This is a genomic window from Paenibacillus ferrarius (assembly GCF_002027705.1).
Classification (GTDB): domain Bacteria; phylum Bacillota; class Bacilli; order Paenibacillales; family NBRC-103111; genus Paenibacillus_E; species Paenibacillus_E ferrarius.
This window is the reverse complement of record NZ_MBTG01000009.1, coordinates 159,761-184,358: the sequence shown is the minus strand read 5'-3', so window position 1 is coordinate 184,358 and position 24,598 is coordinate 159,761. Positions and strand designations below refer to the sequence as shown.

Here is a 24,598-nt window from a genome sequence, read left to right as displayed (position 1 = left end):
TGGAAGACAGGTACTCATCTTATCTATCCATTGGAGGTATTAAAGAGTCATGTTGAAGTGGAAACGGTTGCTTCTTATTTGGATGGCGATTCTGCTTATGCTGCCTTTTCAGAATGGCGCGGCACTGGCGGCTGATGCCCCTGCGGTGAATGGCACAGGCGCACAGGGGGCTAGTAGCTCAGCTTTTGTGAAAATTAAGAACAAATGGCAGAGCAATTATTTATACGAGGATGCAGCAGGCGTGATTCGTTACGGTATTACGAGTTTGTCAGATCAAACCGCTCATTGGGTGATCGAGGATGCACCTGGCAACAGCGGCTTCAAGCGGATCAAAAACCGCTCAACCGGCCACTTTATCGTGATGGGCAGCAGCGTTGCTAGAAGAGATGCTTTGCGAAGCGCGGCGGTTTCCGTCAGCACGACTGCAGATCAGTGGCAGTTCAGGAACGGGACCAGTGAGAACTTTATCACGATTCGGAGTGTAACGGATCTCACGCAGGACTTCTTTATTCATGAAGAAGACCAGCTTGGCTTTGCTCAGGTGAGCAGCGATATCAATGCGGCTTTCGACAGTCCGCAATGGCAGCTTGAGGCCGTGTCCGATGAGGTTCCTGTGCGGATCTCCAACTTGTACCGAGAAGGACAATATTTGTACGAGGATAAATTAACGAGTGAAGTTAAGTTTGCCAAGCTGCCGATGGATGACATAAGCACTTATTGGATCATAGAACATGTCCAAGATGGCGGGAGCGGCGTACCAATTGTACGGTTAAGGAATCAGCAAAGCGGCCATTACATCACGCAAGGCACGCTATGGGCTCCGATCAAGAGTTTGCCCATGGCAGCCACGACGAAAAATCAATGGCTCATGGCGGCTGGAACGTCCGATGGCTGGTTGACGTTTAGCAACGTCTATGCCAAAGGCACGGATCGTATCCCCGGAGATCCCGATGAAATTGATGCAGGCAGTCAAATCTACGTGTTGAATACACAGTTTGAGGATACTTCGGCGCGCTCGAATAATTGGTCCGTTCTGGATCGGGCGAATGCGCAGTGGAGAATCGAGCTCGTGTCAGAGCTCAAACCGGTTCGAATCGCCAATTACACCTCAGAAGCTGTAAGCGATAAGTATCTCTACGAGGAGCATGGCCTTGTGAAATATGGCGCCATTGCCTCGGGCACGGTTACAACCTCGGTGTATCAATGGGTCGTGGAAGATTACAATGGAAAGAAAAGACTGCGCAACGTAGGTACGGGCCATTACATGACGGAGCCGAATCAGGCCCAGCCCGCAGCTCCTTTGCTAAGCACATCTTTGAACAGCGGATCTACGGCAGGTCAATGGTCGATTGCAAATTCGAAGACGTATGATGATTACGTCACCGTCCAAAGCACGGTTTATGGAAATGCCTATATCCATACTTCCAATCACCTTGGTTTTGCTCAGTCCAGTTTGGTGAGTCCCGATGCGGACGCTGCGCAGTGGCTTTTCGAAGATCCATCTGTGATCGCAGGCGTTGAGCAATTCGTTCAAATCACGAATGCATGGAATTCATTAGCCTTGTTTGAAGATACTGACAACAATTTGAAATATGGCAATGTCAAAGAAGATGATCAGCGCGCACAATGGGTCATCGAGAAGTTTGCTGGACGCAAGCGGATTAAGAACCGAGCGACCGGTCATTATATCAATACGGAAAATCCCGTTAACGGCCACTTGCGTGTTACCCCAGTTGAGGATTCCTGGAGAAGTGCAGTATGGGTCATTGAAACGATTAATGGCAACACCAAGCAGATTCATAGTGTTAATGACGCCAATACAGATGCTAATCATCAGAAGTTTATCAACGTCCAGAACTTGATTAAGTATGCGGAGTACAGCGAAATTCCATCGTCATGGCAAAGCAAGAATTGGCGGTTCACTCCGGTAACAGCAGGTGTGCCTAAGCCTATTCGTTTTAAAAATAAAGCAACCAATCTCTACTTGTACGAAAATGCAGATCATGTGCTCAAATACGGAGATAAACCGGACAGTGATCTATCTTCTCTCTGGTTCCTGAATACGTCTCAAAATGATGCCAACTACAAGTATCTGATTAATGCCCAAAGCGGATCCGGTGTTACGTTGGAAAATGTTGTTCCTCATATTGAGCAGGATTCGCCGCCAGATTCGTTGATTACGTATTCAACGATAGATGCGAACTGGAAGAGTGCCAACTGGAGTATAGACAATGCAAGCATTCCGGGTTATGTGATGCTGAAGAGCGGCTGGACGCAAGCTCACTATATGTACGCAGATGTGAGCCAGCAAGATTTCAAGGTAAGCAAATTGAAAGGCAATGATGACAGCGCCTTATTTGCTATGGAAATCGTTACACTGCCTCCTAATGTGCCAAACGGCCAGAAACGGATTAAGAATGTAGACAACGGACAGTATTTGTATGAAAACAGCAGAGGTATCGTGATGTACGGCTCGCCGGCTGCGAATGATGGTTATTCCCATTGGATTATCGAAGCGGACAATGGTGTTCAGCGATTCAAAAATGCGGCAACAGGCCATTATATGTTGACAAGTTCCGCGTATGAATTCATTTCTTCTTCCCAAGCGCCGGATCTTCAATCGTCTCAATGGGTTATTGAGGATATCGCAGGTGCCGGGAAATACTGGATTCGCAGCCATCAGGCAGACTTCGATGATGAGTACTTAAATGTCGTCAACAGCGCGGGCTACCCAGAGCGGGGATTGTACGCACGCAGTGCAGGCGGCAACGAGAAGAAGCTGCAATGGACTTTTGAGGAGGTTGTTCTGCCACAGGTTAAGCCAGACCTCACGGAACAGCGCTATACCGATACAGGAACACCGATTATAGAAGACACAGGCTACATTCAACTGATTAATAAAGCTACGAAGGAAGCTATCCAGGAAGTTAATGGGCAAGTGTCCACAGCGGCTTTGCCGAATAATGCGCCAAGCGCGCAATGGATTGTTCAGGATTACAACGGACATAAGTTAATCAAGAATCGTGCGTCAGATCATTGGCTGCAAGCTCCGCAAACGGCAGACGGAGCTATTGGCACCGGTTCTGATCGGAATCAGCTCAACAGCCAGTGGATGATTGATGATTTCCTAGGCTACAAGCTGATAAGCTCAGCGGCAGTACCGCAAATCGTATTTAGCGATGGATCATCTGTCAAACAGGGAGTTGTTGACGCTAAACAAGCTGTAGCTGAGTGGACGTTTGAACCTGTTCGCGGTGATGCCATTTATGAAGCTGAAAATGCTTTCGTTGGCGGCGGTGTTCAAGTAGCTGCTAGCAGCAGTTCTTTTACAGGATCAGGTTATCTTGACCAATTTTCGGCGGTTGGCGCCAGAGCCATTATCGCAGTCAATGCGCAAGAAGCGGCGTCATATCAAGCGGCTGTGCGTTATTTGAACACTAGTACAACTAATCAAACATTAAGTTTATTGGTTAATGGACTAGGTTTAAGCCAGTTGACCTTCGAAGCTGGCGCTGGCTGGCAAGAAAAGGAGGTCACCCTCCCACTGCGTGCAGGCTATAACTCGGTGTCTTTTGAACATTTGGCGGGTGATAGCGGGATGGTTGCGATTGATCGTTTGACGGTTCATGATTCCGTGAATAAAGCATATCGTGGAGCGATTGAAACGTATACGACCTATGAAGCAGAGCACGGACAGACGAACGGCCAGCTTATCGGGCCTTCGCGTATTTACAGAGATTTGGCCGCTGAAGCATCCGGCAGGCAAGCAGTGAAGCTTGACCAAACCGGCCAGTACGTGCAATTCCAGTTGGCGAAGAAGGCCAATGCACTCGTGCTGCGCTACTCCATTCCAGACAGTGCTGATGGGAAGGGTCTTGAAGCTAAACTGGGGCTGTATGTCAATGATGTCAAGGTGAAGGATCTTGATTTAACGTCCAAATACGCTTGGGAATATGGCAATTACCCTTGGTCTAATGAGCCTGGTCAAGGAAGCGCCCACCGCTTCTTCGATGAAATTCATACGTTGATTGGAAATGTGGAAGCCGGCGCAACCATCAAGCTCCAAAAGGACAGCGGCAATGACGCGAGTTCCTACGTAATTGATTTCGTTGAAATGGAGCAAGCGCCTGAAGCATATTCACAGCCAAGCGGCTTCCTCTCCATTAGCGATTTTGGTGCTGTTGCGGGTGATGGCTTGGATGACTCGCAAGCTTTGAAGGCTGCTATTGCGGCAGCCAAGTTACAACACAAAGGAGTCTGGATTCCGGCAGGCGTGTTCGAACTTGCCAATAACAACGGCTTCATTGCCGATGATAAGAAAGACGGCGAGGAAGATACGACCAAGTTGTTCATCTTGGATGATGTGACCATTCGTGGCGCGGGCATGTGGCATACGACGCTCAAAGGCGCCAAGTTCTTTGCGAATGGCAGCCATATCGGCGTCTATGATCTGGCTATTGACGGAGAGCTCAATGTGCGCAAGGATGATGCTCACACGAATGCTTTCGAGGGTGCGTTTGGAACGGGCTCGACTGTTCAGCAGGTGTGGATTGAACATACCAAAACAGGGATGTGGATCGCAAGACCGCAGCTGAGTTATGGGCTGAACAGCGATAACTTTACGAATGAATTCTATGTTGGCGGCTTAAGAATGCGCAATCTCATGGCTGACGGCATTAACTTCAGCACGAATACCAAGAACAGCATGGTGGAGCAGTCTCATGTGCGTTATGCCGGCGATGATGGACTTGCGATGTGGTCCACGGTGATCAAAGGGGCTTACCCTGACGATTATACCGATAATAATACGTTCCGTTTCGACACGGTTCAGCTGCCATGGCTGTCCAATAATATGGTTGTGTTTGGCGGCAAAGACAACAAGATGCAGGACAACATTTTGCAGGATACGATCGGATTGGGAGGCGGTATTGCGGTATCGACGCGCTTTAGCCCGCTGACTCCGTTTAGAGGAACAACACGTGTAGAACGCAATACCCTCATTCGCACAGGCAGTCGCGATGCAGGGCTTCATGCGAATTTCGGCGCGATATGGGTCTATGCGGATACGAAAGCAATCGACAGCGATGTCCTTATCCAAGATAATATTATGCTGGATAATACGTACCAGGGTATTTCCATTCAAGGCACTTCCCCTGTAAGCAAAGTTGCATTCAAGAATAATGTCATTGACGGAGCGGGTACGAATGGTTTCGAAGTGGCTAGTACGATAACGGGCTCTGTGAATGTAGACAATGTGATTATTCGTCAAGCACGTATTCAAGATGTGGCGACTAGCGCGGGGTCGAATTTGACAGTCGTTGAGTCAGGGCGCGGCTTCTCGAGCATTCATCCCGATCAGCCGACGATTCCTCCCGTCTCCAGCGGTGGTTCAGGAGGAGGGGGAGGAGGTTTTGCTACAATACCAAATCCAACTCGCATTTCAGTTGCAGATAAATGGTTTACGGATGCAATCGCTGACAAGCAGCAAACGGTTACGATCAGCAGCGGTTCAACGAGCGAAGCTGTGGAGTTTGAGATCTCACTTGCAGCGTTATTGAAGCTTTACTCTGCTCTTCCTGACGCTCATGTATCTCTTCAGCACTTGAATGCAACCTATGAGCTTCCAGCGGATATTACTTCATTGCTGAGCCCAGAAGCCAAACTCCTTGATCCATCGCAGAGCAGGTTGAAAGTGAAGATCGAGAAAGTGAACGAGACAGACCTTGCTGCAATCAAGCAAGCAGCCGGCAAGCAGGATAATGAGCTGGTGGGGTATCCGATCCGCTTTGAGCTTAGCTTAGTAAATGGCGATCGAACGATCACTTTAAAGCAGTTTGGCCGTATCTACGTGACGCGTACCATTACGCTCGATCGGGTGATTGATGCGAATACAGCATCGGCAGCCATTTATCATCCCGAAACAGGCGAATTCCAATACGTCCCGGCTGAATTCAAGGCCGTGAATGGGCAGACGGAGGCCGCTATCCACAGTACGGGCAATTCCATCTATACAATTATTCAACATGCCCGGTCTTTTGGTGATCTGACAGGTCATTGGGCTAGGAAAGATATCGAGCTGCTTGCAGCGAAGCATATCGTTAACGGTCAAACATCATCTTCGTTTGCACCTGATCAGAGCGTGACCAGAGCTGAGTTTGCGGCCTTGTTAGTGCGTGCTCTGGGGCTTTCCGCAGGAGAGTCGGTTAAAACGGACTTCCGTGATGTCAGCTCGAAGGACTGGTATTACAGCAATATCCAGACGGCTGCTGAGTATGCACTCATTAACGGATATGAGGATCAGTCATTCAAGCCCAATCAAACCGTGACAAGAGAAGAAATGGCATTGATGGTTGTACGCGCCGGGAAGCTTCGGCCAACTTCCGGGGCGGTGTCTTCAGGACGGCTAGCTGTCTACACAGATGCTGCTTCAATCAGCAGCTGGGCTCAAGATGCTTTCGCACAAGTGGTGTCTAGCGGCATTATCCAAGGGAAAAGTGCCTCAACCTTGGAGCCTCAAGCACTCGCGACGCGCGCCGAATCAACCGTTATTTTGCATCGACTGCTGCAAAGCATGCATCTCATGAATTAACCGGATTTCATGCGTCACTGGCAAGGAGCTGTCTCTCTGTCTTCACGGACGGAGCAGACAGCTCTTCTTTGTTTTCCCGTATATCGGACATGATTACCGTAATAAAATACCTATCCACATCCATCGTTGTACACTAAAATAGTAATGATGCATATAAGAATGACGAGGTGGACCTATGGTTAATATTCTGGTAGTAGACGACGAACCGATGATTTGCAAAGGTGTTGCGTCCATATTGAAACAGTCGAAGCTGGACATCGCTGAGGTGTTCATCGCATATAACGGGTTTGAAGCCTTAGATTTTATACATTTGGAGAAAATTGATCTCGTATTTACCGATATCCAAATGGAAAAAATGAACGGGATCGAGCTCATTGAAAATATTTTTATGGAAGATCCGACGATTCCTATTGTCATTTTATCCGCCCATGGCGAATTCGAATATGCCCAGAAAGCGATCCGTTTCGGAGCGAAGGAGTATTTGGTGAAGCCGATCACACCGCCTCATCTCATCTCCGTTGCCACGAAGCTGTTGCAGGAGAAGGAAGAGAAGCAGCAGCATTTCTCCGAATGGGAGGGCTACCGAGGACTTCCTGAGCATACGACGCTTGAGCTGAACTATTATTTGAATGAGCTTGTGACGGCTACGCTGCATGAGTCTGAGGTGCCGGACATTATGGAGAAGCTTGGCAATCGCATGACGGGAACCTTCTACAGCATGCTCGTTATTAAGCTGGCTCTGGACCGGGGCGGGATTCATGATCAGGCCATTGCGACCTTGAAAGACCGCAGCTTGCTGAAATATGCGGCGCTCAATATCATTGAAGAGACGGCTAATCAATGGTGCCATCTCGTGTTCAATACCCATAATTCAACCTTCTCGCTGCTGCTGCAAATACCGGAAGAGGAGAATCGTGGCACTCAAAGCATTAACCAACTGCTCATGGTTGCTCAGATGATTCATACGAATTTGCAGAAATACGTCAACGTGAAATGCCAGATCGGAATTAGCCGCATACGCGAAGGCGTCACGCAGTGGCCTGTTATTTATCAAGAAGCCATAGAGAGCTTGACGTGGAGCGAGACGCATAAAGGTCACTACATGTTCTACATTGATGATATCGGCAAAACAACGAATGAACAAAATTTAACCCATACGCAAGTGGATGAGGCTAATAATCGCATTGTATTTGAGACGAAAACCTATATTGAAGGACATTTCTGCGACAAAGGCTTGAAGCTTCAAGATATCGCAGATGCGGTGCATTTAAGCCCTAATTATTTGAGTTATTTGTTCAAAAAAGTGATGGGCATCAACATCTGGGACTATGTCACGCAGCTTCGCATGGAGAAAGGAAGGCAGTTGATCCTTACGACGGATAAGCGCAGATACGAAATTTCAGAGGAAATCGGCTATGAATCTCCAGAGCATTTCAGTAAAATTTTCAAGAAACATTTCGGGATGAATATATCTGAGATTAAACAAACGGGATCGTAACATGTGACACGATTAGCGTAATACGACACATCGTCGGCCCCATATATTCCCTTTATAATCTAAATTGTAGCAGCAAAACATATGATGAAACGATTGAAAGGGGAACTACACATGAGAAAGAAGAATGCTTCCGCACTTGGTGCCATTGCACTGACGGTCCTATTAGCAGGGTGTGGCACCGGTACGACAACAACGAGCACAGCAGCGCCTACCTCGGCGGCAACTACAGGCAGTACAGCGACAACGGCACCGGCTGCAGCCAAAAAGGTGACAATTACGGCGCAAGGCTTCAAACCTGACCAAAAGGAAAAAAATGATCAGTTGGATCAGCGTATTGCCCGCTTCAAAGCGAAATTCCCGAATGTTGATTTCAAGAAGGACGATTGGCAGTACAACCCGCTGGAAATCGGAATCAAAATGGCATCGAACAGTGCGCCAACGGAATATACGACTTATGCAACAGAAGGAAAAGTTCTCGTTGATAAGAAGTGGGTTGCTGACATTACCGATTCCATTAATGGCTGGGAACATGCCAAGGATATGAATGATCTGCTTTCCAAGCCGTTTGTCGTTAACGGGAAAACCTATGGTGTGCCAATCGATGGTTATGTAATGACCATTACGTTGAATAAAAAGCTGTTTAAGGAAAAAGGCGTAGATCTTCCTCCAATGGATTGGACTTGGGATGATCTGTTGACGGCAGCTAGAAAAATCAATGATCCGGCCAAAGGGATCGCAGGCTTCATTCCGATGGGCAAAGGTCCGGAAGCCGGTTGGAACTGGACGAATTTCCTTTATGCTGCTGGCGGAGATGTACAAAAGCTTGATAATGGTAAAGTCGTTGGGCTGTTCAACTCTGACGCAGGCTTGAAAGCGCTTGAATTCTATAAAAAGCTGAAAGATGAGAACTTGATTCCGCAGAACTGGGCACTTGGCTATGGCGATGCTTTGAATGCATTCTCCCAAGGTCGCGGTGCGATGGTAATGTGCGGAAGCGGAAATGCCGCAGATACGGCGATTAATGAAGGCGGTATCAGCAAAGAAGATCTCGTTGTTTATCCAATGCCTTCCATTAGCAAAGGCGGTAAGCATACAGGCGTTCTGGGCGGCAACTACCGTGTAATCAATCCGAAAAGCGACAAAGATCAACAGCAAGTGGCTTTCAAATGGATTACAGATGAGTACTTCACAGACGATTTCTTGAATTCCACGAAAAAAGAAATCGAAGATCGCAAAGGCAAAAATCGCGTTTACATTCCGCAACCGATCAACTACTGGAAGGATTCTTCCGATTTCGGTAAAAAATATACAGATTTACTAGCGAAATACGATAATGTTTTCAAATATGATCCACAACTGATCAGCCTTTGGGACGGCAAGCCGGAAGCTCAATATGAAGCGCAAAAATATTACACAGAGCTGGCTAATGTGATTCAGAAAGTGTTCACAACCAAAGACGTTGATCTGAAAAAGACGTTGGAAGAAGCGTCGAACAAAGTACAAACCGAAGTGTTTGATAAAGTAAAGGTCGAATAGGGACGGGAACATCGGATCTAAGCCGTTTCACGGTTTAGGTCCGATTTTATAAGGAGTGTTCAGGATGGATACAGAGCTGAATGTACGGCCAATCACAGCCGAGCGTGCTGTCAAAAAGAAAATGAATTGGTATTTGTGGGGAACATTGTTCATCCTGCCGGAAATTATTTTATTTATCATCTTTTTATGGGTACCCATTTTCAAAGGAATCTTCTACAGTTTTTACAATATTGATTTCGTGGATGGCAATCATTTTATTGGACTTAATAACTACCTGAGTATTTTTAAAGACAGTTTATTATTCACTTCGATAAAAAACACCTTGTATTATATGGGTTTAGGTATTGTACTCGGTTTCTGGATACCGCCTCTGATTGCAATTATTATTTCTGAATTAAAATGGTTTCAAGGCGCTGCCCGTATTATCGGTTATTTGCCTAGTGCGGTTCCGGCAATTGTGCTTTATGGAATGTGGCAGTGGTTCTTTGATGCTGTAGGTCCGATCAATAGTCTGTTTCAAACCTTGGGCATTCCCAAAGTAGAGTTCTTCAGCCCGAAGATGGCGATGATTTCCATTGTATTGTTAGAAACGTGGCAAAACTTTGGTTCGGCAACACTCATCTACATTGCAGCCGTTGTGGGAATTCCAAGAGACGTGTATGAAGCTGCCGAAATCGACGGTGCAAGCGTCTGGCAGCGTATCCGTCACATTACATTGCCAAGTATTAAGACGCTGATGCTGCTCTTGCTTCTGCTGCAGGTGATCACAACCTCACAAAGTTTCCAAGCGCAGCTGTCGATGACCGACGGCGGGCCTAACAATGCGACGCTGACGTATCTGTTATGGATGAACCATACAGCGTTCCGTGATCTTGATTTCGGCAAGGCGAGCGCAATGGGGAGCTTAATGTTCTTCTTCTTGATCCTGTTATCCATTATTTACAACTTGATGCAACGTAGGGGGGGGAAGGCATGAAGCCAGCAGAGCGAGGCATTATTTCGGGTTATGACATGAAAAAGGGTTCTGTGAAATTCGGCTATACCCTTATGGTTTTGGTCATGATCGTGATTGCGATTACGACGTTGTATCCTTTTTTCAACACCTTTTTTGGATCGCTCAAAACGCGTGAAGAGTTTTTCGCTTTTCCGCCGACGTTTTTCCCGAAAAACTGGATTTGGACAAACTATAAAGATGCATGGAGCGGGTTCGACCTGCCGCTATTAACCTTTTTGAAGAATACGGTTTTCATCTATGTCGGAAATGTTGTTTGCTCGCTGCTGCTGATTGGTTTGGCTGCATATGCGCTGTCTCATCTAAGAGTTCCTTTCAAGCGGGTGGTTACGCTATTCTTCTTCTCAACCTTGCTGATTCCGCCAGCGACGTATATCGTACCTAACTTTCTGAATTTACAAAGCTTAGGGATGATTAACACGTATTGGGCTTTCTGGCTGCCGGCTGCGGCCAATGCCTATTTCATGCTGCTGCTGAAAAACTTCTTCGATGGCATTCACAAGGAAATTCTGGAAGCCGCACGAATTGATGGGGCCAGCGAATTCAGCTCCTTCATCCGCATTGCAGTTCCGCTTTCGATGCCGATCATCGGGACCTTGTTAATGCTAACTTTCTCGACAACCTGGAACGAATTCTATTGGTCCAGCATCGTTATGACAGAGAAGGAAATGTACCCTCTGGCTACGGGTATTTACCGATACGTGATCTACTCAACTTCTGTCATCCCATGGAGTGTGAGGTTCGCCATTCTGACGATGGCGATGGCACCGCCGATTGTCTTTTTCCTTATTTTCCAAAAGTTTATTATCCGCGGTTTATCCGTTTCCGGAGTGAAAGGGTAACGAAAAGAACGCCCCTCAGAATGTTTATTCTGACGGCGTTTTCTTTTGCGTAAAGGAGTTTGTTCCCGCAGCATCGAAGCTACATAGAGAGAGAAAGCAATGAATGAAGTTTGATCTAAGGTGACGGGTAGGAGAGGAAGGAATGCCGACATGCTAAAAAGGCTGCGCAATATGAATTTGATGAAAAAGTTGATCGTGCTGCTCATCATATTCGTCGTCATCCCGATTTTGGTTTTGGATCTGCTGGTCGCTAAGAAATTGGAGTCCATTACGGAAGAGCAAGTAGGCAATGCCCTTCTGCAGCTTGTACAGGGGAGTCACTTGACGCTGGACCGGGAAACGAACGATTTTGAGGAAAAAACAGAGAAGATCATGATCTCCCAGGAAATTCAACAGCTGGCCAGCATTTCAACCTCATCGGAGTATGAGCGTTTTGAAATATTCAAAGCTTTGGATAAATACTTAAGCAACTATTCGACGAATGCGGTGCGCTATTCCTTATTTTTCTCGGATAAAGATAAGATGTACTCCTTCGTGCCGAATTCGGATCTTTTGAACAACGGAATCTTCTATTCAACGGATATGAATGCGCTATCTTGGTACAAAGAAGTGAGCCAAGCCAAGGGCAAAGGCATCATCAGCGTTATTGATAAATTTGGTTATAATCCCTACAATTTGCAAACGGTCGCCTATCTTCGGCAATTAAACAGCATCTATAACGGTGAGACCGTGATTGGGTATTTGGTTGTATCCGGCATTGAGACGCCGCTGCAAATGGATTTTACACCCTTTGACCGCTATGCGGACGGTGAAGTGATGATGCTGAACCAAGACAATGTGGTTTTGGCGACGAATACAGAGAAATTTCAAATCGGTGCCAAGGTGTATGTTCCCACAGGCAAAGTCGAAGGTGTGTATAAGTTAAAAGAGGACGGTCATGAATACATGTGCGTGCTTCACACCAGTGAAAGTACGACTACGAAGCTGCTCATGCGCGTCCCGGTGCAGTCCATCATTATTGATCATATCAGTGTGCAGCGCTTAGTGGACTGGATTATGCTTATTTATTTCCTTATTTTGATTTTGGCTAGTATGTATTTTATCCAATCCATTCTTAAACCGATCTCACGTCTAGCCCGAATCACGAATTCGTATCACCCTGGCAGACCGCTTGCCATTTCACTTCACTCGGATAGCAAAAATGAAATCGTGCTGCTGAACAATCAATTCATCCGCATGACGGATCGTTTGAATCAAACGATCTATGATCAATATGAGCTGGAGCTGAAGCATAAGGAAATTGAGCTTTCGATCCTGCATACGCAAATTAATCCCCATCTGCTGTATAACACGCTGGAGTCAGTCTATTGGCATACCTTGATGGAAGGCGCTAATGAATCTGCGGAAATGATCAAAGATTTGTCCCTCATCATGCGGATCGGGCTTAGCAAAGGCAAGCTGTTGATTCCGGTGATGGAGGAGATTAACCATGCGGAGGCTTACGTTCGCTTGCAGCTGTTCCGCTACGAATATGCCTTTCAAGTGCATTGGGATATGGAAGAGGAAGCGAAGCATTTCCTTATTCCCAAGGTGATATTACAACCAGTCATTGAAAATGCGATTCTGCATGGCATCAAAAACATGAGTCATGACGGTGAATTGTGGATTTCCGTACGCAAGCTTGAGGATAAAGTCATGATTAGCGTGGAAGATAATGGATATCGGCAGGCGAATATCGACTTGTTGAATGCGATTCTGAAAGGGAAGGAAAGCAGCCGCGGCTTCGGCATTATTAATGTTCAGAAGCGGATTCAGCTGCACTTCGGGGAAAGCTATGGCCTGCATTACAGTCATCGCGAAGGCCAAGGGGTGCGAGCTTGGATCGAGCTTCCGGCGATTACGGATGAGAATGAATTGAAGTAGTCCTTCTATGAGGGACGCTGCCATTTGGTCCGGTAGGCACTCCGGCAACTGGGGGTGCCTAAAGCACAAATACAAAGGAGCCAGTGAACCCTTATTCTCACATTGTGTGGGATTAAGGCTCTTTGGCATGTTTAATTGGTTTGGCTGGTGGATGTTGCGTGCTGTAATCGGAGTCGAATTGTTGACGCTTCATCCTACTAGCTATACATCCAGCTGTAACCAGCATGTTGAGTAGCGAGCACTGCTTGCTACCTCTGATACACCTAAGTTGGCCGCCCACACGTTTACAGTTCTGCACCTTCACACGCTACAAGCCACACGCTACATGCTACATGCCACACGCTATACTCCACACGCCACAAGCTACACGGCACAAGCTACACGCCACACGGCCACACGCTACAAGCTACAACGCACACGCTACAAGCTACAAGCTACAAGCCACAAGCCACAAGCCACAAGCCACAAGCTACACGGCACACGCTACAAGCTACAAGCTACAAGCCACACGCAACACGCAACACGCCACAAGCTACAAGCCACAAGCCACAAGCTACACGCCACAAGTCACATGCTACATGCCACAAGCTACACGCTACACGCTACACGCTACACGTCACACGCTACACGCCACAAGCTACAAGCTACACGCCACAAGCTACAAGCTACAAGCTACAAGTCACAAGCCACAAGCCACAAGCCACAAGCCACAAGCTACAAGCTACAAGCTACAAGCCACAAGCCACAAGCCACAAGCTACACGCCACAAGCCACAAGCCACAAGCTACACGCCACAAGCTACAAGCTACACGCCACAAGCTACACACCATACGCCACAAGCTATACTCCACACGCCACAAGCTACACGCCACAAGCTACAAGCCACAAGCCACAAGCCACAAGCCACAAGCTACATGCTACATGCCACATGCTACATGCTACATGCTACAAGCTACAAGCTACAAGCTACAAGCCACACTCTACACGCCACACGCCACACGCCACAAGCTACACGTCACAAGCTACACGCTACAAGCTACACGCCACACGCCACACGCTATACGCCACAAGCCACAAGCTACAAGCTACACGCCACACGCCACACGCCACAAGCCACAAGCCACAAGCCACAAGCCACAAGCCACAAGCCACAAGCTTCAAGCTACACGCTACAAGCTACAAGCCACAAGCCACAAGCCACAAGCTACAAGCTACAAGCTACACGCCACAAGCTACAACACAAGCTACACGCCACACGCTACACGCCACACGCTACAAGTCACAAGCTACAAGCTACAAGCTACAAGCCACATGCCACACGCTATACTCCACACGCCACACGCCACACGCCACACGCTACAAGCTACAAGCCACACGCTATACTCTACATTCAACATTCCATACCTCCAAGCACCCAGCCAGCCTCGAAACGGAACTACGATCCGCTATTTCTCCAAAACTGCGGCATTCTGCTGCGAAACGGAACTACAGTACCTTATTTCATGTCATTATCGTTTAAAACAAGCATATACGATGAAATAAGGGATCTGAGTTCCCTTTGAGCGGGAAATCGCTCGTTTTTCAGGAAATAAGGGACCTGAGTTCCTTTTCGCAGTCTTTCGCAGCGCCAATCCCTTGTTTCACCGTCCATGTGCCTTGCATTTCTTTAGTTCAGGGGAAACTCGGTATCCGCACCCTCACTGAGGATGTTTTCCGACACCTCTACATAATTGTCAACCGTGTCCAGGACCTGGCTCAGCTGCCACCGGCTAAAGACAATGCCGTCAGCTTGTATGGCGTTATATGTGCTATCCTGTTTGCTAATTTTGAAACCTCGGTAGTTCTCGTAGATCGTTCTCATTCTGATCTCTCCCTCGCTTTGGTGTATCTCTTAAACTATCATCAATCGCAACATTTTGGTAGAGGTGTAAAATGATAGAAAATGTCTATTTTTGACTATGACAAATTAGTTTGGTTTATTCGCTTTTCTGCATTGCTGTCGATGCAATGCTGATGCCTTTGTCCGTTTTCATGCTGAAGGGTTTCATGCAAGTGTTAAGCGCAGAAATCTTGGAAGCAGGAAGCATAGATGGGGCTAACGAATGGAGGGTGTATTCGCGCATTGCGCTGCCTTTGTCCACACCATCCTTGGCGGAGACCGCCACATTCTTGTTCGTGATGGTGTGGAATGATCTTTTAATTCCGATGCTGCTCATTAATAGCAAATGGAAGCTGAAACTGTCACTGGCTATGCTGCAGTTCCGCGGCGAGTATGTCACTCACCGATCCGATGCTGTTGACTGGTGTTGTTCTTACCGCTGCGCCGATGGTTGTGATGTTCTTGTTTCTGCAGCGATATTTTGTCGCGGGAGTAATGGCAGGGTCGTTGAAAGGATAGCAAATTAATGGGGACGGGGATTCCCCGTTAATTCGTCAACGAACGAGGCGCCTCAACGTTCAGCATGAGTAAAGCCTGCGATAATGCAGGCATTTTTCATGTGAATTGGCTGAAAGGGAGGAAAACCTGCAAAAATGCAGGAATTTCAGGCCTTACCACGCTGAAATCTGAAATAACGCGCAAAAGGATGTACTTTTGCAGGCATTCACAAAAACTAGCCGTTTTTGGAACAAAAAGATGCACATTTGCAGGTTTTCTCAATCTCTCCTGATCGCAGACGCCGCATCTCGGCAAGGCTCTGCTCTGCAAGTCCCAGCTCCGCCCCCCCAGCCCCCGTCCATAGTGGCTTTATTCCGCTGCAAGCATGAACTTAAACGGTTGGACTATCTCAGTGTTTAACTGCGGTACAATTTTTCTTGGAGATAGCGTTGACAAATATTGGGCGTGAATGCTACAATTCAAATACATTATTAATACCAAGTAAACATATTGGAATTTAACGAAATCTAATTCTGACCGGAAAACCGGAAGCGTGGATGCTTAATCCATGCTTTTTTTATTCAAAGTTAAAACGGAGGTGTAATCAATGGGACTGTTGTTGGATTCCATTAAGCTTATTAATAAACAAACAACGATATCCGATTTGACGCTTGAACATACATTCACGAAGCTGAAGCTTTCCTCTAACATACATGGCTCGGCAGCGGGATCTCAGATCCAATCGCTCGCACACGCGAATAAAAAATATTAATCCAAAGGTGGTAGCGGAAATGAATCGTACAAATATTTCTTATAATGATGTTCCAGTTGTCGTGAATTTGATCGGCACTGATCTCAAGCTGATCCCATCCTTGTTGTCCGCTCTAAAGCATAACAAAATTACGTTGGGAGCGATTCATAATCCACCGCTGCAAATTGATTTATTCAGCTCCGAAGCGCTTCTGTATTCCGATGAAGGCGATAAATTTCGGATTCCTATTTTTTGAGCCAGACGGTGAAACCGTTGAATTATACCATCTACCAAACCAGTCAACTGGAGGTGCATGATCCTAAGCAGGATGAGATGTGCCTCTTTTTCGTTTCATCAGCATGCTAACTAAGGAGGTATTTGGATGAGAATCGAGTGGACTTTTGCGATGAACCAGCCATGGACGCTTGATCGCGTTCTGGATTTTGTGAACATCGCGAATCGGTATTCCTGCCAAATTTATGTCGGAGCTCAAGGTAAAATGCTTAATGCAAAAGGGCTGTTGGGGATCGTTTCCTTGAGCCTCTCCCTAGGTGCACAGTCTTCTATTGTATTGCAGGTAGACGGCGCAGATGCACAGGAAGCTTTCGATCAGGTGTCGATTTATTTGCAAGGTGGTGAATATCTAAGACCCGAGGTGTTTTCCCGCAGTTTGTAGCCGCATAAGTCAGAGAGGAAGTTTATTAGGTATGAATATCGAAAACATTGAAGCATTCGTCTATGTTATCCATTTCAATAGTTTCAACAAGGCAGCAGATGCCTTGTTCTTATCTCAGCCATCGGTGACGGCTCGCATTCAATCGTTGGAGCGGGAGCTGAATACGCTGCTGTTCGAACGGGAAGGCAGGAATTTCTCGATTACCGAGAAAGGGAAACAATTCTTGCCATATGCCCAGCAAATTCTTCAGACCTACAAGAAAGGGAAGCAGCAGCTGCTTAATTTGAGCGCAGCCCCCAATGAACTGAGAATTGGAAGTACGGTGTCTGTGTCTAATTATGTCATCCCTGATATTCTTCCGATTATTAAGAAAAAGTATCGTAATTTGCAAATTAAATTAACGACAGCGCCAACGGAAGTTATTCTGGAGAAGCTGCTTAATAAAGAAATAGATATCGGTTTTGTTCGCAATGTGACTCATCCGTACATTGACTGCACAGGGTTCTATGAAGATCCGATTCGGCTTTTCGTCCATCAAGGTCATCCTTTTGTGGAGAAAGAACAGATCACGATTGAAGACGTAAGCAGGGAGGCGCTCGTTTTTTTCGAATGCGGATCTTTGGATTGGATGAAAATTCATCGACTGTTCGCTACGCTCAACCATCCGCCGAATATCGATTATCACATCGATAATCTGGAAACTGCGAAGAAGCTGGTTGCCAAAGGGATGGGAATTTCTTTCTTGCCGGAACTGTGCGCGCGAAAAGAAGTGAAGGAAGGGGTGCTGGTACCGATCCATGTTCCCGCACTCGGAGGCTTGTCCCTTCGTACAAATTTGATTTCACTAAAGGATTCTTCGATGGATTTCTCACCGCTTTGCGTAGACGCGCTGAAACAAATTATCTAGAAAACTAGTGCTGTATAGAACAATTCTATCCATCAATAGAACATCCTAATTCCAAATTGACCGCACTAGGGCACGGTGATACATTAGTAAAGTATTAATACCGACAAAACCAATTGGAATTATAATTAATTAAATCAAAGAACTGGTTGTTCGTTGAAAGAGACGCTCTAATTATTCGTTTTCATCTAAGGAGGAATCTCAATGTCCACAAGAAAACAACTGAAGCTCGGCGCCATTATTCATGGTGTTGGTGGGAATATGTCATCTTGGAAGCACCCTGACGCGATTGTTGATGCCAGTGTGAACTTTAAGTATTACAAACAGCAAGCTCAGAAAGCAGAGGAAGGAAAATTTGATTTATTGTTCATCGCAGATGGGCTGTACATTAATGAGAAATCAATTCCTCATTTCTTGAATCGGTTTGAACCCATTACGATTTTATCAGCGTTGGCGGCTGTAACCTCCAAAATTGGTCTTGTCGGCACATTGTCCACTTCGTACAGCGAACCCTTCACGGTTTCGAGACAGTTCTCATCGCTGGATCATATCAGCAGCGGCCGAGCAGGCTGGAATGTTGTGACATCCCCGCTTGAGGGGTCCGCATTGAACTACAATAAGAAGCTTGAAGAACATCCGGATCATCCTAAGCGCTATCGCATTGCTTCCGAATATCTGCAAGTGACGAAGGGGTTATGGGATTCCTGGGAAGATGATGCGTTTGTAAGAGATAAACAATCAGGCCAATTCTTTGACCCGCAGAAGCTGCACCGTTTGGATCATAAAGGTGATTTCTTCTCTGTGCAGGGTCCGCTCAATATCGGAAGATCCAAGCAAGGCAGACCGGTTATTTTCCAAGCGGGATCATCCGAGGACGGTAAAAACCTGGCGGCCAAAGAAGCGGATGCCATTTTCACTGGACAACCGACGGTGGACGATGCCAAGCGCTTTTATGCGGATGTAAAAGGCAGGGCGGCGGGTTTCGGACGAAATTCGGATGAAATCGTGGTGATGCCGGGCATCGGTCCTATTATTGGGGCGACCGAAGAAGAAGCGGAGCGTAAATATCAGGAAGTCGCCAATTTGGTGACGATTGAGGAAGCATTGGCTTATCTCGGACGTTATTTCGAGCATCATGATTTTACACAATATGAGTTGGATGCCCCATTCCCTGAATTAGGAGAGCTAGGCAAAAACAGCTTCCAAAGCACAACGGACCGCATCAAGCAAAATGCCAAAGAACAGGGACTTACCTTGCGTCAGGTTGCGCTGCAAGCGGCAACGCCGCGTCCGCTTTTTATCGGTACACCTGTGCAAATTGCCGATCGACTTCAAGCTTGGTATGAAAGTGGCGCAGCGGATGGATTTATCGTAGGTTCAGGAGTTCCAAACGGGCTGAATGATTTCGTTGATTTCGTAATTCCGATTCTGCAAGAACGCGGCATTTATCGGACGGAGTATGAAGCGGATACGCTGCGCGGAAATTTGGGTCTGCCTTTCCCTACAAATCGCTATGTGAAAGAAAAAGTAACTCATTAATGCGCTTGCAATTCCGACTTAACTTATATGTGTTGTTGTGAATGTGAAGGGGGAAATCGTGTGACACTACAAAGAAAATTAAAGCTTGGAGCTAATATAAGCGGTGTCGGGAATAGCATGTCACTGTGGAGACATCCCGAAGTTGCTAATGATGCAAGTGTTAATCTGGATTATTACAAGCAGCAAGCGCTGAAAGCAGAGTCAGGCAAATTGGATTTTGTTTTCATCGCAGATGGCTTATATATCAATGAGAAATCAAATCCACACTTCTTAAATCGCTTCGAACCGCTTACGATTCTTTCGGCGTTGGGTGCGGTGACTTCGCAAATCGGTTTAGTCGCTACTTTATCGACATCTTACAGCGAGCCGTTCACGGTTGCCAGGCAGTTCTCATCGTTGGACCATATCAGCGGTGGACGTGCCGGATGGAATGTCGTGACATCACCTCTGGAGGGATCAGCCAACAATTTCGGCAAAGGCGAACATCCAAGCCATGCCTTGCGTTATCAGATCGCAGATGAGTATGTTCAAGTTGTCAAAGGGTTATGGGATTCTTGGGAAGATGATGCTTTTGTAAGGGATAAAGAATCCGGTGTTTTCTTTGATCCCGATAAACTGCATACCTTGAACCACAAAGGCCGATTTTTCTCGATTCAAGGCCCTTTGAATATCGGTCGTTCAAGACAGGGGCATCCCGTTGTATTCCAAGCGGGTTCTTCTGAATCCGGCAGGGATTTGGCGGCCCGAACCGCCGAAGCCGTATATACGGCGCATGAAACTATCGAGGAAGCAAAGCTGTTCTATCAAGATATTAAGCGCAGAGCAGCGGCGTATGGCCGCAATCCCGAGCAAATCCTTATCTTGCCGGGCATTAATCCGGTTATTGGCCGAACGCAGGAAGAAGCAGAACGCAAGTATCAAGAAGTTGCGGATCTGGTAACGATCGAGAGCGCACTGGATTACTTGGGTCGCTACTTCGAGCATCACGATTTCTCGCAATATCCGCTGGATGAGGCTTTTCCGGAATTAGGTGATTTAGGGACAAACAGCTTTCGCGCCACAACGGATCGAATAAAAGCGGAAGCGAAGGAGCTTAACTTGACGCTGCGTCAAGCAGCGCTTAGAGCGGCAACGCCACGAGGGGATTTCCATGGAACGCCGGAGGCGATTGCCGATTTGGTGGAAGCATGGTTCAGGGAAGAAGCGGCAGACGGCTTCGTTATTCGTACAACGATTCCCAAAGCGTTGGATGATTTCGTGAATTTGGTCGTTCCCATTCTCCAAGAACGCGGCATTTATCGGACGGAGTATGAAGCGGATACGCTGCGAGGGAACTTGGGGATAGCCATTCCGGTGAACCGGTATGCCAAAGAGACCGTTAACAACTAAACGGATATAGATATATAGGGGAGTGTTCTATTTTGAGGAAAGTGAAGAGATTGGTTAGGTTAAGCACTTTGGCCTTAGCGTTGATGATTGGATTAACCGGGTGCGGTTCAGCGAATAAAGAAAGCGCAGATGCTTCATCATCATCGAAGTCTGATACGAAGCAAGCGGCTGTTGCAGGCGGAGAGCTTACTTTTGCGCTGGCGACATCGCCGGATACACTAGATCCGCATCGCAGCGGTCTTGCTGTAGCGGTTCGCGTACTTCGCACGATCTATGACAGTTTAGTTGTACAACTGCCAGACGGTTCGATTAAACCTTGGCTTGCAACCGAATGGACGGTGGCTCCTGATGGACTGAGCTATACGTTCAAGCTGCGCAAAGATGTGAAATTCCATGACGGAACACCGTTTAATGCGGAGGCGGTGAAATTCAGCTATGATCGCATTTTGGATCCGGCAACCAAAGCAGCGAATTCGGTGGCTCTGATCAAGCCCTACAAATCGTCGGAAATCATCGATGATTATACGATAAAAATAAATCTGGAAACACCTTCCCGGGCATTTCTCGGTAATTTAAGCCAAGCCCTGCTGGGAATTGTATCACCAACGTCTGCCAAGAAGTCGGGGGATCAGTTTGGCAAAAATCCGGTGGGGTCAGGACCTTTTACTTTCGTGAAATGGGAAGAAAACGCAACGATTCAAGTGAAACGCAATCCAGATTATGCATGGGCGCCTGAATTGGTGGAGAACAAAGGGAAATCCTATCTGGATCAAATTACGTTCAGTATTGTTCCAGAAGAAGCCACACGAATCGGCAGTGTGCAGAGCAAACAAGTGCTTGCCGGTGAGACTGTGCCGCCACAGAACGTTGTATCATTGAAATCCGATGCAAGCCTGCAAGTGCTCCAAGTGAATACGACGGGATTACCCTACACCTTATTTATTAATCAGCGTAAAGCGCCTTGGGGCGATGTGAAAGCCAGACAAGCGCTGCAAGCGGGTATTGATGTGGATGCGATTGTCAAAACATTGTACTTAGGCACTTATGCTCGCGCTTGGTCGCCGTTGTCTCCGGGCGTTGTCGGTTATGATGCTTCCTTAGAGAACGGAATTAAGCCGGATGCCGCCAAGGCGAATAAATTGTTTGACGAGCTTGGCTGGGTGAAGGGGGCGGACGGTGTCCGCGTCAAAGACGGCAAAAAGCTAACCCTTCATTATGTAGACGGCTCGCCGAATAGGGAGAAGCGCAATGATATTGCCGTGATGATACAGCAGCAATTGAAGCCGATTGGCGTTGTTGTCGAGGTTGAGATTACGAAGGATACCGCGAACGTGGTGTATACCAAAGGCGAGTATGATATTTATGGCAACAGCCAGGTCAACTCAGATCCGAATGCGCTGTATGCGTTCTATCATACAAGCGATCCGAAAGCTCGACCTAGCTTGCCTGGTCTAGCTGATCCGCAGGTGGATAAATGGTTGGAGCAAGGGGCAATCGAGAATGACGACAAGAAACGTGTGGAGCTGTATAAGCAAGTTCAGAAATCGATTATTGATCAAGCGGTCATCATTCCAATCTATGTGTTCCCGTATACGGTAGCCGCATCCAAAACGGTGAAAGGATTGAAATTCGATCCTCTCGGCTATCCGCTCTTCAACGATGCGTTTATCCAAAAATAATGAAAAGAGGAGCTAATCGCGATGGGCAGGATAATAACGGAACGGCTTGCAGTTTCCTTGCTAGTCATTCTCGGTTCCTTGGTTCTTGTTTTCAGCATTCTCTATCTGCTTCCGGGAGATCCTGTTCTCTCCATGATTGATCCTTCCTCTATGACACCGGAGGCGATTGCGAATTTAAGGCACCAGTTAGGATTGAACGAGCCGTTCTATATCCAGTTTAGCAACTACTTTCTAGCGATCCTTCATGGCGATTTCGGGAAGTCCTTGCTTAACAGCGAGCCGGTGCTGCCCAAAATTATGAAGCATCTGCCAGCGACTTTGGCATTAACGCTAGCAAGCACATTGATTTCAACCGTTGTGGGTGTAGGACTTGGGGTGCTTTCAGCCATTCACCGCAATCGTCTGATCGATGTCCTCGCTCGCATTGTGGGTTTGTTCGGAATTTCGATGCCTACCTTCTGGTCTGGCATTCTCTTAATCCTTATCTTCTCCGTATCCTTGGGCTGGTTCCCGGCGATGGGGTCCAAAGGGCTGATTACGCTCGTTCTGCCTTCACTTGCGCTTGGCTTTGTAGGAGCTGGATTTATCGTCCGAATGGTTCGCAACTCGATGCTGGAAGTTATCAATGAGCATTTCATTGTAACGCTGCGAGCCAAAGGGTTGTCTGAGAAACTAGTGATGTACCGACATGCCCTTCGCAACGCTTTAATTCCAGCGGTGACGATTATCGGAATCCATATCGGAGATCTTCTGGCAGGAACCGTTGTTATCGAAACGGTGTTTTCAAGGCAAGGGATCGGCCGAATATTAGCGGATGCTATTATGTCCAAGGACTTGCCCGTTGTTCAAGGGGTTGTCTTTTTCTCAGCTATCATCTATGTCTTGGTTAATTTGCTTGTTGATATCTCTTACGTTTTCATTGATCCCCGAGTTCGAAGAACACAATAAAGCGTGAGGAATCACCTCAGAGAGGAGAATGATCATGAAAGAAGCCGTGTCCACAAGGGCTGTCTGGCACAAGGGGAACTGGCAGCTTCGCTTGCCAAAAGTAACCCGCAAGCTGAACCCTTCGGAAATCCTTGTGTATCTCGCTGTTATCGTGACTTTAGGCATCATCGGTTGTGCGGTTTTCCCGCAATGGATTGCGCCGTATGCGCCAACGGCAATGCTGACCGATCAGATACTGCAAGCGCCGAGCAAAGCTCACTTGTTTGGAACAGACTATTTTGGCCGAGATATCTTTAGTGTTGTTGTTTATGGCAGTCGCGACTCCTTGTTTATCGGCTTTGCATCTGTTCTAACCGGAGGTCTGATCGGAGGCATCATTGGTTCCGTATCCGGTTATGTGGGCGGCGTGATAGACACGATTTGTATGAGAATTATTGATGTGCTGATGACGATACCCGGAATTCTGCTGGCTTTAGCTATCGCTGCTGCGCTGGGACCTCATCTAGTTAACTTGGTTTTTGCTGTAGCCGCAGCTTCGATTCCACAGTATGCCAGAGTTATGCGAGGCCAAATCATCAGCATTAAGCATCGTTCCTTCATCACGGCTTCACGCTCTATCGGCGCTTCTGAGGTGAGAATTTTTTTCCGGCACGTTCTGACCAATGCTTGGTCACCGCTTCTGGTCATGTCGACCATTGGACTAGGGTCATCCATCTTGATTGGAGCTGGCTTAAGCTTCTTAGGCTTAGGCGTGCTGAAGGAAATTCCGGATTGGGGAACATTATTATCCCAAGGCAGAGGTTATTTAACGGTTGCCTGGTGGATATGTACGTATCCAGGTCTTGCGATCACCCTATTCGTTCTGTCGGTCAATCTAATCGGAGATAAACTGCGCGATGCCTTGGATCCGAAACAGAGAAAGTCATAACGGGGAG

18 protein-coding genes are annotated in these 24,598 nt (G+C 47.1%); 17 read left to right on the top strand and 1 reads right to left on the bottom strand.

Going from position 1 to position 24,598, the window contains the following annotated elements; all coding sequences use genetic code 11:
• The first annotated feature begins 49 nt into the window (after positions 1–49).
• From BC351_RS11435 to BC351_RS44300, 7 genes are all read left to right on the top strand, one after another.
• Positions 50–6,589 carry an S-layer homology domain-containing protein gene (locus BC351_RS11435; protein ID WP_079411947.1) on the top strand — a complete coding sequence of 2,180 codons (6,540 nt, stop codon included), beginning with the start codon at positions 50–52 and terminating at the stop codon, positions 6,587–6,589.
• A gap of 175 nt (positions 6,590–6,764) precedes the next feature.
• Positions 6,765–8,087, top strand: a complete 1,323-nt coding sequence (locus BC351_RS11430; protein WP_079411944.1) for a response regulator — start codon at positions 6,765–6,767, stop codon at positions 8,085–8,087.
• A gap of 111 nt (positions 8,088–8,198) precedes the next feature.
• Positions 8,199–9,623 carry an ABC transporter substrate-binding protein gene (locus tag BC351_RS11425; protein WP_079411941.1) on the top strand — a complete coding sequence of 475 codons (1,425 nt, stop codon included), beginning with the start codon at positions 8,199–8,201 and terminating at the stop codon, positions 9,621–9,623.
• Positions 9,624–9,687: 64 nt separating this feature from the next.
• Positions 9,688–10,599 carry a carbohydrate ABC transporter permease gene (locus BC351_RS11420; protein ID WP_244208962.1) on the top strand — a complete coding sequence of 304 codons (912 nt, stop codon included), beginning with the start codon at positions 9,688–9,690 and terminating at the stop codon, positions 10,597–10,599.
• Positions 10,596–11,477: a carbohydrate ABC transporter permease gene (locus BC351_RS11415; RefSeq protein ID WP_079411939.1), complete on the top strand. Its 882-nt coding sequence runs from the start codon at positions 10,596–10,598 to the stop codon at positions 11,475–11,477. Before BC351_RS11420 ends, BC351_RS11415 begins: the two co-directional genes overlap by 4 nt.
• A 150-nt stretch (positions 11,478–11,627) precedes the next feature.
• Positions 11,628–13,400 (top strand): sensor histidine kinase, encoded by a 1,773-nt coding sequence (locus BC351_RS11410; RefSeq protein ID WP_079411936.1) that lies wholly within the window; start codon positions 11,628–11,630, stop codon positions 13,398–13,400.
• A gap of 224 nt (positions 13,401–13,624) precedes the next feature.
• A complete protein-coding gene (locus BC351_RS44300) occupies positions 13,625–14,962 on the top strand; it encodes a hypothetical protein (RefSeq protein WP_425270915.1) in 1,338 nt (445 codons plus the stop codon).
• Between the two features lie 104 nt (positions 14,963–15,066).
• On the opposite strand, the gene BC351_RS11400 is transcribed toward BC351_RS44300, so the two are convergent.
• Positions 15,067–15,261, bottom strand: coding sequence for a hypothetical protein (locus BC351_RS11400; protein WP_079411931.1), 195 nt, complete (start codon positions 15,259–15,261; stop codon positions 15,067–15,069).
• Between the two features lie 185 nt (positions 15,262–15,446).
• On the opposite strand from BC351_RS11400, the gene BC351_RS11395 reads away from it, so the two are divergent.
• From BC351_RS11395 to BC351_RS11355, 10 genes are all read left to right on the top strand, one after another.
• Positions 15,447–15,806 carry an ABC transporter permease subunit gene (locus tag BC351_RS11395; RefSeq protein WP_244208961.1) on the top strand — a complete coding sequence of 120 codons (360 nt, stop codon included), beginning with the start codon at positions 15,447–15,449 and terminating at the stop codon, positions 15,804–15,806.
• A gap of 578 nt (positions 15,807–16,384) precedes the next feature.
• Entirely contained in the window at positions 16,385–16,549 is a 165-nt protein-coding gene (locus BC351_RS42190; RefSeq protein ID WP_158082053.1) for a hypothetical protein, read from the top strand.
• Between the two features lie 19 nt (positions 16,550–16,568).
• A complete protein-coding gene (locus BC351_RS11390) occupies positions 16,569–16,784 on the top strand; it encodes a hypothetical protein (protein ID WP_079411929.1) in 216 nt (71 codons plus the stop codon).
• 126 nt (positions 16,785–16,910) lie between these two features.
• The gene (locus BC351_RS11385) at positions 16,911–17,204 is read left to right on the top strand and encodes an HPr family phosphocarrier protein (protein ID WP_079411926.1); all 294 of its coding nucleotides are present in this window, start codon (positions 16,911–16,913) and stop codon (positions 17,202–17,204) included.
• A 31-nt stretch (positions 17,205–17,235) separates the two neighbouring features.
• The gene (locus BC351_RS11380) at positions 17,236–18,111 is read left to right on the top strand and encodes a LysR family transcriptional regulator (RefSeq protein ID WP_079411924.1); all 876 of its coding nucleotides are present in this window, start codon (positions 17,236–17,238) and stop codon (positions 18,109–18,111) included.
• 201 nt (positions 18,112–18,312) lie between these two features.
• On the top strand, positions 18,313–19,647 hold the full coding sequence (locus tag BC351_RS11375) for an LLM class flavin-dependent oxidoreductase (RefSeq protein ID WP_079411922.1): 1,335 nt from the start codon (positions 18,313–18,315) through the stop codon (positions 19,645–19,647).
• 60 nt (positions 19,648–19,707) lie between these two features.
• Positions 19,708–21,036, top strand: coding sequence for an LLM class flavin-dependent oxidoreductase (locus tag BC351_RS11370; protein ID WP_144028354.1), 1,329 nt, complete (start codon positions 19,708–19,710; stop codon positions 21,034–21,036).
• Between the two features lie 83 nt (positions 21,037–21,119).
• Entirely contained in the window at positions 21,120–22,715 is a 1,596-nt protein-coding gene (locus BC351_RS11365; protein WP_079411917.1) for an ABC transporter substrate-binding protein, read from the top strand.
• Positions 22,716–22,736: 21 nt separating this feature from the next.
• On the top strand, positions 22,737–23,663 hold the full coding sequence (locus BC351_RS11360) for an ABC transporter permease (RefSeq protein ID WP_079411915.1): 927 nt from the start codon (positions 22,737–22,739) through the stop codon (positions 23,661–23,663).
• Between the two features lie 34 nt (positions 23,664–23,697).
• Positions 23,698–24,591 (top strand): ABC transporter permease, encoded by an 894-nt coding sequence (locus BC351_RS11355; protein ID WP_079411912.1) that lies wholly within the window; start codon positions 23,698–23,700, stop codon positions 24,589–24,591.
• Positions 24,592–24,598 lie beyond the last annotated feature (7 nt).

What these genes read in the sequence shown, in the direction of transcription:
- BC351_RS11400 (WP_079411931.1), bottom strand. Translation starts at nt 15,261, where the DNA reads ATGAGAACGATCTACGAGAACTACCGAGGTTTCAAAATTAGCAAACAG.
- BC351_RS11420 (WP_244208962.1), top strand. Translation starts at nt 9,688, where the DNA reads ATGGATACAGAGCTGAATGTACGGCCAATCACAGCCGAGCGTGCTGTC.
- BC351_RS11425 (WP_079411941.1), top strand. Translation starts at nt 8,199, where the DNA reads ATGAGAAAGAAGAATGCTTCCGCACTTGGTGCCATTGCACTGACGGTC.
- BC351_RS11355 (WP_079411912.1), top strand. Translation starts at nt 23,698, where the DNA reads ATGAAAGAAGCCGTGTCCACAAGGGCTGTCTGGCACAAGGGGAACTGG.
- BC351_RS11390 (WP_079411929.1), top strand. Translation starts at nt 16,569, where the DNA reads ATGAATCGTACAAATATTTCTTATAATGATGTTCCAGTTGTCGTGAAT.
- BC351_RS11360 (WP_079411915.1), top strand. Translation starts at nt 22,737, where the DNA reads ATGGGCAGGATAATAACGGAACGGCTTGCAGTTTCCTTGCTAGTCATT.
- BC351_RS11365 (WP_079411917.1), top strand. Translation starts at nt 21,120, where the DNA reads ATGATTGGATTAACCGGGTGCGGTTCAGCGAATAAAGAAAGCGCAGAT.
- BC351_RS11395 (WP_244208961.1), top strand. Translation starts at nt 15,447, where the DNA reads ATGCAAGTGTTAAGCGCAGAAATCTTGGAAGCAGGAAGCATAGATGGG.
- BC351_RS11435 (WP_079411947.1), top strand. Translation starts at nt 50, where the DNA reads ATGTTGAAGTGGAAACGGTTGCTTCTTATTTGGATGGCGATTCTGCTT.
- BC351_RS11430 (WP_079411944.1), top strand. Translation starts at nt 6,765, where the DNA reads ATGGTTAATATTCTGGTAGTAGACGACGAACCGATGATTTGCAAAGGT.
- BC351_RS11385 (WP_079411926.1), top strand. Translation starts at nt 16,911, where the DNA reads ATGAGAATCGAGTGGACTTTTGCGATGAACCAGCCATGGACGCTTGAT.
- BC351_RS42190 (WP_158082053.1), top strand. Translation starts at nt 16,385, where the DNA reads ATGGGACTGTTGTTGGATTCCATTAAGCTTATTAATAAACAAACAACG.
- BC351_RS11415 (WP_079411939.1), top strand. Translation starts at nt 10,596, where the DNA reads ATGAAGCCAGCAGAGCGAGGCATTATTTCGGGTTATGACATGAAAAAG.
- BC351_RS11375 (WP_079411922.1), top strand. Translation starts at nt 18,313, where the DNA reads ATGTCCACAAGAAAACAACTGAAGCTCGGCGCCATTATTCATGGTGTT.
- BC351_RS11410 (WP_079411936.1), top strand. Translation starts at nt 11,628, where the DNA reads ATGCTAAAAAGGCTGCGCAATATGAATTTGATGAAAAAGTTGATCGTG.
- BC351_RS11380 (WP_079411924.1), top strand. Translation starts at nt 17,236, where the DNA reads ATGAATATCGAAAACATTGAAGCATTCGTCTATGTTATCCATTTCAAT.
- BC351_RS44300 (WP_425270915.1), top strand. Translation starts at nt 13,625, where the DNA reads ATGTTGAGTAGCGAGCACTGCTTGCTACCTCTGATACACCTAAGTTGG.